This is a genomic window from Coleofasciculus sp. FACHB-712, from assembly GCF_014695635.1.
Taxonomy (GTDB): Bacteria; Cyanobacteriota; Cyanobacteriia; order Cyanobacteriales; family FACHB-T130; genus FACHB-T130.
This window is the reverse complement of sequence record NZ_JACJOQ010000530.1, coordinates 1-13,272: the sequence shown is the minus strand read 5'-3', so window position 1 is coordinate 13,272 and position 13,272 is coordinate 1. Positions and strand designations below refer to the sequence as shown.

At 47.4% G+C, this 13,272-nt stretch carries 9 protein-coding genes and 1 pseudogene; 2 read left to right on the top strand and 8 right to left on the bottom strand.

All coding sequences use genetic code 11. The features are described from left to right. From H6F50_RS18230 to H6F50_RS18200, 7 genes are all read right to left on the bottom strand, one after another. On the bottom strand, positions 1–1,014 hold a 1,014-nt coding region (locus H6F50_RS18230; protein WP_190429785.1), incomplete at its 3' end, for a PAS domain S-box protein. A 289-nt stretch (positions 1,015–1,303) separates the two neighbouring features. After that, complete coding sequence (locus tag H6F50_RS28010; protein WP_190429784.1) at positions 1,304–4,099, bottom strand: SpoIIE family protein phosphatase; 2,796 nt, start codon at positions 4,097–4,099, stop codon at positions 1,304–1,306. A gap of 597 nt (positions 4,100–4,696) precedes the next feature. Then, positions 4,697–7,684 (bottom strand): UPF0182 family protein, encoded by a 2,988-nt coding sequence (locus H6F50_RS18220; RefSeq protein WP_190429783.1) that lies wholly within the window; start codon positions 7,682–7,684, stop codon positions 4,697–4,699. A gap of 75 nt (positions 7,685–7,759) precedes the next feature. After that, positions 7,760–9,046, bottom strand: coding sequence for a glutamyl-tRNA reductase (locus H6F50_RS18215; RefSeq protein WP_190429782.1), 1,287 nt, complete (start codon positions 9,044–9,046; stop codon positions 7,760–7,762). A 155-nt stretch (positions 9,047–9,201) separates the two neighbouring features. Beyond that, positions 9,202–10,239, bottom strand: a complete 1,038-nt coding sequence (glpX, locus tag H6F50_RS18210; RefSeq protein ID WP_190429781.1) for a class II fructose-bisphosphatase — start codon at positions 10,237–10,239, stop codon at positions 9,202–9,204. A 193-nt stretch (positions 10,240–10,432) separates the two neighbouring features. Beyond that, on the bottom strand, positions 10,433–11,350 hold the full coding sequence (locus tag H6F50_RS18205) for an NAD(+) kinase (protein ID WP_190415730.1): 918 nt from the start codon (positions 11,348–11,350) through the stop codon (positions 10,433–10,435). A 119-nt stretch (positions 11,351–11,469) separates the two neighbouring features. Next, positions 11,470–12,447, bottom strand: coding sequence for an SDR family oxidoreductase (locus H6F50_RS18200; RefSeq protein WP_190429780.1), 978 nt, complete (start codon positions 12,445–12,447; stop codon positions 11,470–11,472). A gap of 159 nt (positions 12,448–12,606) precedes the next feature. Between H6F50_RS18200 and H6F50_RS18195 the strand changes: the two genes are divergently transcribed. Further along, positions 12,607–12,765: a hypothetical protein gene (locus tag H6F50_RS18195; RefSeq protein WP_190429786.1), complete on the top strand. Its 159-nt coding sequence runs from the start codon at positions 12,607–12,609 to the stop codon at positions 12,763–12,765. Here H6F50_RS18195 and H6F50_RS18190 read toward each other — a convergent pair. Continuing rightward, positions 12,727–12,840 carry a PetM family cytochrome b6-f complex subunit 7 gene (locus H6F50_RS18190; RefSeq protein WP_190415454.1) on the bottom strand — a complete coding sequence of 38 codons (114 nt, stop codon included), beginning with the start codon at positions 12,838–12,840 and terminating at the stop codon, positions 12,727–12,729. The genes H6F50_RS18195 and H6F50_RS18190 overlap by 39 nt on opposite strands. Positions 12,841–12,898: 58 nt before the next feature. Here H6F50_RS18190 and H6F50_RS27235 point away from each other — a divergent pair. Next, positions 12,899–13,272: pseudogene (locus H6F50_RS27235) on the top strand (hypothetical protein); the annotation flags it as partial.

The following is a 13,272-nucleotide window of genomic DNA, read 5'->3' as shown; positions in this document are numbered from 1 at the left end:
CAGCGATCGCGCTAATTGTTGAGCTTTTTCTCGTTCTCGCGCTTCGCTTGCCCTTAGAGATTGCTCAATCTGCTTGCGCTCAGTGATATCAATAATGGTTCCCTCGTAGTAGAGTAAGGTGCCGTTGGCATCACAAATCGCGCGAGTATTCTCGGAAACCCAGATGATGCTGCCATCTTGGCGATAAATTTGATACTCGAATCCTTTAACTTCACCCTGTTTAGTTAATAAAGCTAAGAGGTTCTTGCGGCATTTCGGGTCAACATAAACTTGATCTTTGATTTCTGGAATGCTACTCATCATCTCCTCAGAAGACTCATAGCCGTAAATTTTTGCCAGTGCCGGATTGACACAAATGTAGTGTCCGTCTAATGTAATCTGGAAAATCCCCTCAATGGCATTTTCAAAGATACTGCGATACCTCGTTTCCGCTTGTTGCAGCGCTTCCGCGGATCGCTTGCGCTCGGTGGTGTCTTGAAAGGCAGCAATCGCATAAGCAATATCGCCCCGGTCATCAAAAATGGGGGACGCCCACACCTCTATGGGAATTATTTTGTCTGTTTGATAAATCTCCGTATCGTCAACGGTTACTTTTTCGCCTCTCAACGCTCGTATAATCGGCAGGCGATCGCTGGGGTACAATTGCTCTGTGCCTGCGAGATAAAGTTGATAAGTCTCTGGCAATTCCTCGACAGTGGCTTCTGACATAATGCCTTTGCCTAAAATTTGCTGTGCCGTCTGATTGGCGTAGTAAGATTTACCGCTAGCATCAACCACGAAGACGCCCACTGGCAGGGCTTCCAAAAATTGCGCCAGCCTGCGATCGCTTTGTTTTCCCGCCTCCACTGCCTTGTCATACAAGTGCGCTGCAACCGTATCCGAGTGTTCGGTAGTATTCTCCAGCAAGATTTCCAAGTCAACTTTTTCTCTTTTCAAGTCTTCCAATTCTTGGGACAAGCTTTCTATCTTCAAAAAGAGCTGTTCTGTTAATGATTTTTCTTCCTCAATTGCCATAAATTTTTATCTTTGCCAAAAAATGAATTATCCTAGCAAGGGATATTTTTAGAGTTTTGTATCACTATTTAAATATTCCCTTTCTTAGGGGCTTTTGTAACAAACTTTACAGAACATTTACTTACAAACTGGTTAAAACTTCTCGCTTCAGCAATTTGAGTTTGAGAGCGGCAGCAAACTCACGAAAGATAAAGTGCAAGTTCTATACAAACAGCGCAGACTACAGCCTTTGGTGTGAAGGCAATGCAAGCTGTTTTGCATCTACAACAGATAAGAAGTCAAACTCGGCTTATTTCTGTTTAAGAATCAGCAAAGTGATGTCATCGTAAATTTTTTGCTCACCGATATGCCGTCGCAGATCCTCAATCACAGCTTGTTTAATTTCCTCAACGGTCTGTTGGCAGCTGCGGCTGACTATGTCGCACAGCCGATCTAACCCGTATTGCACCTTGAATCTATTTTCGGCTTCAGTAATGCCATCGGTGTACAGCACCACGACGTCCCCTGAGTGCAATTGCAACTGAATCTGGGCAACGAAATTGGTAATGTCTGCTTCTAGCCCAATCGGGAAGCCTAAATCAACCGTGTCCATCCGTTCCACCTGACCGCCGGAACGCACAACAATCATTTCTTCGTGTTGCCCCGTCAGGCGTAGCGTTCCCCCTTGGTAGTCCAATAAGCAAAGGCTAAGATTTTTATCGGAACTCATCCGCTGCACATTGTGATAAATAGTGCGGTTGAGTACGTCCAAAAATTTTTTGGGGTCGGTTTCGTTGTTTTCCAGTAGCGTCCGAACTGCTGTCTGCACCATGATTGTTAAGACGCCGCTTTCAAGCCCGTGTCCGGTGACATCGCCGATGCCAATTTTGACTTTATCCTCATAATTGAGTACATCGTAGTAGTCGCCGCCTACCTCTTCGGCGGGTTCCATAAAGCTGGCAATCTCCAGCCCAGGAAGCGATTCAAGTTCTTGCTGTTTAGGCAATAGCATCTGTTGCAGTCGGCGCGTTACGGCTAACTCAGCGCTCATACGGATATTGTCGGCTTGAAGACGCTCGTTAAGGGCAAGAATCTCGGCGTTGGCGTGAGCGAGTTCGCTGGTGCGTTCGTCAACTTTTTGTTCCAAAGTGTGGCTGTAATTCCGCACCGCCTCCTCAGCTTGCTGGCGTTCGGTAATATCGCGCACCAGTACCACATATTCTTGAAAGTCCTGATTGAAACGGTTAGAGACGGCTGCCTCAACGATGGTGGGATGTTCGGGCGTTTTTAGGGTATGTTCGCTCCGACTCGACCAATTATCTGGTTGACCTGCCAAGGCGGGAAATATCTGGTTGAGACGACATCCTAGGAGATTGGGAGCGATCGCTTTTAATAGTTGCTCGGCGGCTGGGTTGGCTTGCCGAATAACGCCCTTTTCATCGACGACGAGAATCCCGTCAATGGCAATATTAAACAAATGCTCAGACTGTTCTCTGGCTTCGACGATTGCCATGACTTGGGGCAAACTTGTCCAGCAAGCGATCGCTACCCCAACAAAGGCAGCGATCAGCAGCATCACCACATAGAGATTGTTGCCATTCTGACCCAGGTCTACCGCCCCAATTCTGGCTCTAAACATCCAGCTAATCGTGGCAGCGCTACAGATCAGTAAGATCAGGATGACTACCTGAAACCCTACAAAATCGGATATTTTAGTTTGCGATCGCCCTCGGTAATGCTGAATCCACCAAGCAGCATGAAAGGGTGCCCACCGGATGCGGCGTATCACTTGATCTGCTGCCAAAATCCCTAGGGGAAATAGCAACCCAATCAAGAAGTCTTTCCAACCCCAAGCCAAACCCCCAACCGCTAAGACAACGACTTCCAGCAAAAAGAAGACCCCCGACCACCAAGGCAGAAATACCTCCGGTCTCTTTCGGCGCAGCCACAGTGCTAAATGTACCGACATGATAGACACAAACCAGCCGGTGTTACTCACCACCGCAATCCGGGCGACATCTCCCCAAGCTAGACAAATGAAAGTGAACAACAACGTCAGCACCAAAGCGGGACCGAATACACCCCGTCGGGACACCACAGCGAACACAGGAGACAAATGTCCGTCAGTAGCAAGCTGGTACAGCATCCGGGGACAGTTGGAAAGCACCGTCGCGCAACTCAGAAGCGACCCAGCCGCGAGAAAAAAGGTAACGATGATCGCTGCCGACTGTCCCCAGAACGGCGTAGAAACTGCTAACAAATTCAAGAAAGTGTCACTGCCCAAACCTGGGTCGGTTGCTAAGCGCATCAGTACCCAGGAACCCCCCAGAAAGATGGGCGGCATGATCCAACAGGAGATACTTAGAAACCGCAACGTTTCATCAGGGCGTCGGCTATCAGCAACAAATGCAGACGCAGATTCACAAGCGTAGGTCGTGTAGGTGACAAAGAATAACCACTTCGCCCAATCCACAAAAGAGGGAGGCGACCAACTGGATGGGAAAAAGCCAGGACTTGCTGGGGAAATGGCTAACCAGCCGATGCCAAATAGACAAAAAGCGAGTAAAAGTCCAATTGCCGGGATAACAAAAAATAAGTGCAGGATACTTAAAGCGCGGGTGCCGCTAAACGCCAAAATAAACGCGATCAGCGTCAAGCCAATTTTCACAAGAGTATCGGGACAAGCAATTCCTAAAGGCTCCAGGTTTACCTTAATGAGTTCTGTAAGGACAACCACGTTAATCGCCAGCGTCGAAACCCAGCTGAAGAAGTAACCAACTGCCGCGTAACGGGCTAACCCCGGATAGTGCTTTAGCAATCGGGTGGTATAGTTGGGCGTTCCTCCGGCTACGTCAGGAAAATGCCTGCCTAAGCGTTTTACTTGCAGGTTTAGCAAGATGCCAAGGATCGTTCCTGGCAACCAGACAAAAATAGCCCCCGTACCGAGAGCAATGTGCAGTACAGGGGCTATGGCAGGCCAAGAGATATGAGCCGTTACACCAAAGCCCCACGTTTCCAGAGAGCTAAGACTGCGGGGTAAGCGCGGGGCTGAGTACTGATTCGGAGGCGCAGAGTCTATGATTGTCGGCAATGGTGTTGAGGTCATCAGGTTTATTCGTATTTTTGTCTCAATTTATTTTTAAAGCTTGACAAGGAGAGCGATCGCGCTATTTAGATTTCCAGGAGATTAATTGCAGTAAGATACTTTTTTTAATTTATATGTCGAACTATTCCTATTTGAGTCCTGGCATGATGTCATCGTAAATTGTGCGCTCTGCAAATCTTCGCAGGTTTTCAACACAACGCTGTTCTCGCCAGTATTGCATCCTAGACCTGTTTTCGGCTTCGGTAATTTCATCGGTTATCCTAATTTATTTTCTCTAGAAATACTTGCCTATCTATTCATCGTTGATTGTTATTGGGAAATTCGTGATAGAACCTAAGCTAAAAGCTATAAACTAAAATCAAATCTTTGAATTTGATACTAATAGAAAGTTTACTTATTAAGTGATTCATATCCTTTCGCTTTATATCTCCAACCGCAACCCTAATCGAGTATTGGTAAGGGTTCTGCTATGTAGCATCACCAGAGAAAGTAGTATTCGTTGATTTGATAACTACGTTTTTTTTGAGAATTCACACTTTGTAGAGATGCTTTCCAGAAAACATTTTTACAAAGTGTTAAATCCTTGAAATAAGCGATTTAAGGAGCGCCCGACGGTTCGACTGGACGGATAATTGCTGGGGTAGCGGATTCTTCGGGTTGAAAGATTGCCTGAAGTGCTTCTTCGAGAGTTTCTGCCATAACGATACGGTTTTCGTAAGCGACAATCACTCTCACTAATGTTGGTAGACTATTTTGTTCTGCTTCTAGATAAAGAGGTTCGACGTAGAGAAGCGATCGCTCAATTGGAATTACTAACAAATTACCTTGTATTGCCCTGGAACCCTGCCGATTCCATAGAGAAATCTGTTGAGAAATAACCGGATCTTGGTTGATTAAAGCTTCGATTTGCTCTGGGCCATAGACTAACTCCTGTTTGGGAAACCGATAAAGCAACAGCTTGCCGTAATTCTCCCCATCGGAACGCGCTGCTAACCAGGCAATTAAATTGTTACGTTGGGTGGGTGTAAAAGGAAGCAGCAGAATAAATTCTTCCTCCTGGGCAGTTGGCAGCCTTGTGATTAGGTAGTAGGGTTCTACGGGTCGCGGTTCGCTGCCATAAATCTCAGTCGGAACCTGCCACTGGTCTTCCCGGTTGTAGAACACCTGGGGGTCGGTCATGTGATAAGTCCGCAACCGTTCCGACTGAATGCTGAAAAAGTCCACTGGATAGCGGAGATGGCTCCGCAGGGAAGTGGGCATTGCATTTAATGGTTTTACCAGGTCGGGAAAGATAGCAGTCCAGGAGTTAATAATCGGGTCTTGGGGGTCGGCAACGTAAAAATTAACCGAACCGTTATAGGCATCGATGACGACTTTGACAGAGTTGCGGATGTAATTAAATTGGTTTTCTCCAGGATCGGAGTAAGGATAGCGATCGCTTGTTGTATAAGCGTCAATAATCCAGTAAAGGTAATTTTGCTCCTTCGATGCATCGGTCTTGGCAACCACTAAGTAGGGGTCGCTATCGAACCGCAAGAAAGGCGCGATCTTCTGAACTCGCTGTGCAATATTACGACGAAACAACAGCTTGGTTTGCGGTGTGAAATTCCGCGTAAACATCATCTGCCAGTCTTTCAAATACTCGGCAAATAAAAGACGCCGCCACCACGAACCGATGGAGACGCCGCCAGTACCATCGTAAGTGTTATAAACATTCTCGTTGCCACTGGGATAATCTAACTCTTCGACTGTCGTTGGCGTCATCACATAAGTATTCGTGAGTTCGCCGTAGTAAATCCGGGGTATCCCAATCGGAATGCTGACTCGAATGCGTTCGCTGGATACATTTAAGGCATTGTTATCACCAGAATCCGCACTCGTTCCAATATCTTTAACAAAGTAATCTGGCAACCCACCTGCGCCAACTGTATTCACAGGGCTGAGGGTAAAGCCATAACCGTGAGTGTAAACTAAATGTTTATTAACCCAAGTTTGAGCTTCTTGGGGAACGGCATTGTAATCTAATTCCCGTGCTGCCAGAATCACCTGTCGTTTTTCTGTCCCATCGCTTTGTGCAGATGCTTCTAGCTTCAAAGTATACCGATCGATATCGGCGTCAGGAAATTTGTAGTAAAGCCGAATTTGTTGCAGTTGGCGATTTGTTTGTAACAGGGGACGTGTATCCCAAAGGCGAATATTGCGAATCGTCAGTTCATTTTGCTGGAGGTCTACGGCAGTAAGATTTGCTTGAGGGTCGAAGGTTTGAACGTCAATATTCTCTAAATTAAATGCTTCCCTCGTATAGGCAATACTGTGTTCAATATAGGTTCTTTCTCGCACCAACTCATTGGGTTGAACAATGAGGCGTTGCACTGCGACAGGTAAGCCAATTAAAAATAAAAAATTGAAAATTGAAAATCCCAACAAACCAATTTTTAATTTAAAAGTTTTAATTTTTAATTGAATGGTCTGCCAAAACAAAAGCAACGCGATCGCTAGTAAAAATACGCTCAATCCGGTATACAGTGGCAATCGCACGGTGACATCGGTGTAACTGGCACCATAAGTAACGCTGGTGGTGGAATACAACAATTGATACCGCAATAACCAATAACCGAGAGAGAGAGCAGCACATAGGCAACCGCTGAGTCCGTACAAATGGCGCATCTGGGATTTGGAAAACCCTAGAAATCTTCCCTCACTAAAACTATCTCCAGATAGCAAATATATTAGAGTGACTGCTGCAAAACTATACAAAAATAGTCCGAAAAACCAAAATTCTAGTAACTCCCAAATAGGCAACTGAAATACATAAAAGCTGATATCTTGCCTAAATAAGGGGTCAACGCTGTTAAAACTGGTGGGATGAAAATACTGTAAGACCCGCGCCCAGTGGCTTGACAGCACCAGTCCAAAGAATAAACTGAGGACAAGCGCGATCGCAGTTAACAAAAACTGCGGATAAATCAACACCAGCGCCGCCGATACCAACACCACGACAACCTGCCAGATGCTAGAGAGCATCTTTCTACCCATCTGCGAGATCAAGTCAGGCTGAAACCAAACTGGCAACAGAGGAGATACACTTGGCAACCCGACCTTAGAATGCCAATAACTCGTGGCTATTTGACTGTAGTGCAGCAGCATCAACCCGATTGCTAAACTAAGTACCCCTAGCAAAGGCAAAAGCGATCGCAATTTCAGTGCTGAGGACTGAGGACGGATCGAAGAAAAAGATTCTCTCTGGTACTCTTCACTTAAGACTTTATCTCCCCTAACTCCCGCACCAACGCGCTGCTTCGCTAGAAAAAAGGGAGAATCAACCTCCCCCTTTTTAAACCCTGTTGGGGGGATCTCTTTAGAATACTTAAGACGATGGGCAAGATATAGATTACCCAGTAAAAAGCCAGCGGTGACGATAAATGCGATCGCCCACAACCCCGCTTGAGTGCTTACCCTGAGAAGAAACGCCGGTAGATATCCGACTTCCTGAAACCAAAAAACATCTGCTACTAGGTAAGCGACTAGATCGAAGGCTAGCCACAGTCCTAGTAGCAGTAAAAGTCCTGGAAAAATTCGATTCATTATTCATTGTTCGTTGTTCGTTGTTCATTGTTCATAGAAGTTTGCCATGAACCCTGAACGATGAACCCCGAACGATTAGCTAAATTGTTCGCCTATATCCAGGTTAAACAGAGTTTGGAGTGCCTGCATCGCTTTGCGTCTGGCTTCGATATCCTGCTGCGATCGCAGTTGTACCATCGGATCGTGCAGAATTTTATTGACAATTCCGCGCGTTAGTGCCTCGATAACTTCTTGATGTCTTTCGGCAAATTCCGTACCCAAGCGAGACAAAGCTTTTTCTAACTCTTGGGTGCGAATCGTTTCCATTTTATCGCGCAGGCAGCTGATGGTAGGAACGGTTTCCAGCGATCGCCACCAGAGATCAAAGGCTTCCACCTCTTCTTCTAGCAATTCCTGGGCTTCCATTGCCATCTTGCGGCGGCTTTCGTGATTCTGAGCCACCACTGCCTTTAAGTCATCGACATTAAACGCCTGCACGTTGTCAAGATCGTTAACATCCCCATCCACATTACGTGGCACGGAAATATCAAAGATCATCAAACCTCGGTGCGCTTCCAGGTGAATTTCCAGTTTCGATCGATTTAACAGGGGTTCTGTGGAAGAGGTACTGGTAAACACTAAATCCGAGGAAGCGATCGCTGACATCATTTCTGACAGTGGATACAGTTGCAACTGTGCCTCTGGGAACTGATTCGCCAATTCCTGTGCCCGTTGCATAGAACGGTTCAACACCGAGATGTGAACCGCTCCTTTTGCCAGTAAATGTTGCACTAACAGCCGGGACATTTTCCCCGCACCTAGAATCATCACTCGGCAAGCTGCCAAGTTCTGGGCTTTGATCTGGGCTAACTCTACCGCTGCTGAACTGATGGAGACAGCACCCGTACCGATACTGGTTTCCGTCCGAACTCGCTTCCCAGCAGTCAGCGCTTGCTTGAACAACCGATTCAGGATGCTACCAATGCCCTTGTATTGCTGTCCCAGTTTGTGAGTATGTTTCACTTGCGCCAGGATTTGCCCTTCCCCAAGCACCAAACTATCTAAACCTGCTGACACTCGCATCAAGTGCATGACTGCATCTTCATGCAACAAAACAAACAAGTGTTGCCGCAGTTGATGGAGGGGAAATTTGCTGTGTTCGGAAAGAAATTGGGTGACTTCCCGAACGCCCTGTTCGGTTTCATGAGCAACGATGTAAATTTCCAGGCGGTTGCAGGTGCTAAGAATCGCGACTTCTGCAATGTGGGGGTAGCTCATGAGGGCAAGAGTTGCACCTTCACACGCTGGCTCTGGAATACTTAATTTTTCCCGAATCTCAACCGGCGCTGTTTTATGGCTAAGACCTACGACTGCAATATTCATTTGCTAATTGCTAATTACTAATTGCTTATTGGGTTGATGGTTAAAAGATTAGAAGATTGGAGATTGAAGGGTGAAGATTGAAGGGTGAAAGTTAACCTGCACAACCTTCAACCTGCAACCTACAACCTGCAACCCGATTTCCGATTATCCGCAGACTACCTCAATTGCAGTTGCTTCGGCTCTTCAAACATGTGGATCGTATCAACAAAGCGGGCGGTCTGCGACTGGCTGGAAATGACCAAGCTTTGAGTCCGTGCCCCACCCTTGAAGAACCGCACGCCTTCCATGAGCGTACCAGGAGTGATACCACAAGCTGCGAACAGAACTGTCTTGCCAGAGGCGAGTTCCTCAGCACTGTAAACTTTGTCTGGGTCTGTGATGCCCATGCTATTAAGCCGTGCGATATTGCTCTCTCTGCTCTCTCCGATCAATCCAGTTTTCACCACATCTGGATCGTAGATCAGCTGACCTTGGAAGTGTCCACCCAGACAGCGCAGAGCGGCTGCTGAGATGACGCCTTCGGGTGCAGCACCAATTCCCATCAAAGCGTGAATATTGGTACCGGCAAAGGCGCAGGAGATGGCAGCAGAAACGTCACCATCGCTGATCAGTCGCACTCTGGCTCCCGCTTGCCGGATTTCTTGAATCAGTTCTTTGTGACGAGGGCGATCCATCACTACGACCACCAGTTCCTCAACCGAGCGACCCAGGCACTCTGCGAGAATCTTCAGGTTTTGGGTGGCGGACTTGTTAATATCAACATGACCGCGTGCAACTGGGGGCGCTGCCAGCTTTTTCATGTAAAAGTCAGGAGCGGCAAACAAACCGCCTTTTTCAGCAATTGCCAGAACTGCCATTGAACCATTTTGACCGTAGGCAACGAGGTTGGTGCCTTCGCAGGGGTCAACGGCAATGTCAATCTCAATTAATTCATCTGGGTTGCAATAAGTTTTGGCATCTTCGCGGGTACAGATACCAACTTCTTCTCCGATATACAACATGGGGGCATCATCCCGTTCGCCTTCACCGATGACGATCCGACCCCGCATATAAATTTTGTTCATCCGCTCCCGCATGGCTTCCACCGCGACTTGGTCAGCGATGTTTTTTTCGCCTTTTCCCATCCACCGGGAGGATGCGATCGCAGCTTGCTCAACTACCTCTATAATTTCTAATCCCAGCGTGTTTTCCACAAAAATTATCCTCTCAACTGCTTGATTTAGCGTCGTTTCATCTGGCGATTCCAGTTAGAAGTCTATCAGAGGGGGGATACCCAAAGCTGGAGATTAACGGCTTGGTTTATGTTAACTTTTGTAATTCGTCCGGCTGATGGGTCATGGGTCATTCGTTGGGAAATCACGAATAACTCATGACTCCTGGCTTTTTTTAGGGCAATTCAACCGATGTCGGTTTAGCAATGTGAGGCAGACCCCAACCGAGTTTTTCTCGTAAAATTCGGAAAAACTCAGGGGATTGCAAGCGGATGAATCGAGCTGAAAAAGGCGATCGCTCCAGATACACCCGATCTTCTGGCAATACATAGCACCCAGCATTGCCATCTACCACCATCACCAGTCGGTTAGGATTTGCGGGGAAAATTGTCACAGGTTCGCTATCTGCAAACACCAATGCCCTAGACGCCAGTGAATGAGGACAAATCGGTACTAACTGTAATGTCGGCACCCCAGGCGTCACCACCGGCCCCCCAGCACTCAACGAGTAAGCCGTCGAGCCAGTCGGGGTCGAGATAATCACCCCGTCTGCGGCAATATCCATCAGCGCGTGACGCCCAATCAGCACCTCAAAATGGCACATACTGGTGAGCGGTTCCCGATGAATCACCATTTCATTCAGGCACAGCGCTTCCCACAGCCGGACATTATCGCGAAATAGTTGCACCGCGAGCATCGCCCGCTCTTCGACTTCATACTCCCCAGCCATGAGCATTTCCAGCGCTTGCGGGATCTGGTTCACATAAGCTTCAGTGAGAAAACCCATGTGCCCAGTATTCACCGCCAGCAAGGGAATCCCGCAAGGTGCCACTTGGCGAAATGCCGCCAGAACCGTGCCATCTCCCCCTAACACCACGGCAAATTTCATCTCTTCATCAAAGCCGGGGGGAGCCAGGGAATCGATTGGGGTATGACATACCGGACGATCGGGGCGAGAATATCCCAAAATCCCACCGGAACCTGTTGTCATGCAAACTTCCCAACCAGCGGCTGTCAGCTTGTCTTTTAACTCTGTTGCAGCGCGACAAGCTACAGGTTTGGTGTCATTGTATATAATCCCTGCTTTGGGCACGCTTCGAGTCCGGTAGTAGTTCATTCTTAATTGTTAGCGATCGAGGATTGGTTTTTAGGTATGTAACCTATTAAAAACCAACAACTAACAACTCACTTTGTTTTGAGGCTGTAATCAGTTCAAGAGGTATAGGGCATCTTCTTTTTATTCTGCTTTTTATTTTTTGATTTTTCGTAATCAATTTCCTTGAGTTTTTTCAAGATGCGACTGAAGTAGTCTTGCAGGTATGCCTCCAAAGTCGTGATTTGGGCTGAGTCTATCCCGAAGACTTGATAAACCTCATCCATCGACGCATTCAGGGGTTTGCCGGTCGCTACCACTTCGGCAAAAGCCAACCGATCTGCTAGGTTCCAGCCCCATTCAAAAAAGCGAGCGATCCGTCGCACTGTCCGCAGTAAGCCCAAAGGCATTCGCGTCACCTTGGATTCTCGCCCAGAAAGACGTTCGCACAGGCGGATGATTTCATAAGCACCCCAAGCGCGAGAACCAACAATCGGGAAGGTTTTCTTTTCAGTTTCCGGAACCTTCAGGGCTTTGATTGCAAACTTAGCAATATCCTGAGTATCCATGTAAGCCACCGGAGAGGTGTCCCCTGTCACCCATACAGCTTGCCCATCTAAGATCGGCACTGCATACTGACCAATCAGCCCTTGCATAAAGCCGCAAGGTCGCAAAATGGTGTAATTTAACCCGGATTCTGCTAAAAAAAGCTCCGTACATCGCTTGATTTCCATCAACGGGACATTGGGATACTTTTCAGCATCCAAGATGGAAAAGAAGATAAAACGATCAATTTTGGCAGCGCTGGCGGCTTGAATCAGCGCTACTTTGCCATCCCAGTCTACCTGTTTGATACTAGTGGCGTCTGTCGGTCGTGAAGTTGCCGCATCAATCACGGCTGTGACACCTTCAAAGGCTGCTTTCAGGCTTTCAGGATTGGTGAGATCGCCGCCGACTAACTCAGCGCCCCATTCTTTTAAAAATGCCGCCTTCTTCGCACTTCGTACCAGACAGCGAACTTGATAGCCCTCTTCTATTGCCCGACGAGCCACCTGTCTGCCCAGGGTGCCGGTGGCACCGACAATTAATAAAGTCATCTAGTAATTAGTAAGGAATCTTAAACTTTCTATAAGATGTTATCAGAAATCTCAGAATTAACGCAAAGAAAGTTTACAAAACTAGTAATCAGAGCGATCGCGCACTTCAATTACTAGTCGCTAATCCTATGAAAATTCCCAATAGTAAATTCTCGCCAGATGACAAAGCAACGGGCGAGGAACAAATCAACGATTCGTTTTTATGGCAACGGACAAGCTGCTAGGCGCGTTGATGGAACACGCCCCGGCGTGGCTTGCCCTTGCTTTCAGGGGTTGCCCTTAGAGGGACTCGTTTTCGCCGCCTTGGATTTTGAGTAACAAAAAGCCTAGACCCAGACCCACTAAAATCAGGGTAGAGGACAATATAGCTGCATTAAAAATCTCACCGCTCATCGGTTGTAGGCTCCTTCGGAATCAATTAAAAAGTTTAGAGTATTTTAAACTGAAAGCTGTGAAAACTTTCTTTACACAAACACCTACCAATCTCACGCAACGGCAAGAACGTCCTCGGTTAGCGGTAACACTGGGAGATCCGGCGGGGATTGGGCCAGAGGTGGTGCTGAAGGCGTTGGCAGATCCGATTACCGAAAATTGCGAGATTACTGTCGTTGGCAGTCGGGGACTGTTGCAAGAAACTTATCATCGATTGACCCGACAATGTAAGGGCAGGGTGCCGCGTCCCTCCCAGCTACAGGAGCAAAGCCTGTCTACACAGACTTTAGAAGCGGGTAAGGAGGCATCTGAGTTGGTGTCAGCACCGCTAGCAGACCCGGCACAGTTATCAATTCTTGATGTCCCACTGGACGGGGAAATAGAGCGGCAAAT

What these genes read in the sequence shown, in the direction of transcription:
- H6F50_RS18200 (WP_190429780.1), bottom strand. Translation starts at nt 12,447, where the DNA reads ATGACTTTATTAATTGTCGGTGCCACCGGCACCCTGGGCAGACAGGTG.
- H6F50_RS18220 (WP_190429783.1), bottom strand. Translation starts at nt 7,684, where the DNA reads ATGAATCGAATTTTTCCAGGACTTTTACTGCTACTAGGACTGTGGCTA.
- H6F50_RS18195 (WP_190429786.1), top strand. Translation starts at nt 12,607, where the DNA reads ATGACAAAGCAACGGGCGAGGAACAAATCAACGATTCGTTTTTATGGC.
- H6F50_RS28010 (WP_190429784.1), bottom strand. Translation starts at nt 4,099, where the DNA reads ATGACCTCAACACCATTGCCGACAATCATAGACTCTGCGCCTCCGAAT.
- H6F50_RS18190 (WP_190415454.1), bottom strand. Translation starts at nt 12,840, where the DNA reads ATGAGCGGTGAGATTTTTAATGCAGCTATATTGTCCTCTACCCTGATT.
- H6F50_RS18215 (WP_190429782.1), bottom strand. Translation starts at nt 9,046, where the DNA reads ATGAATATTGCAGTCGTAGGTCTTAGCCATAAAACAGCGCCGGTTGAG.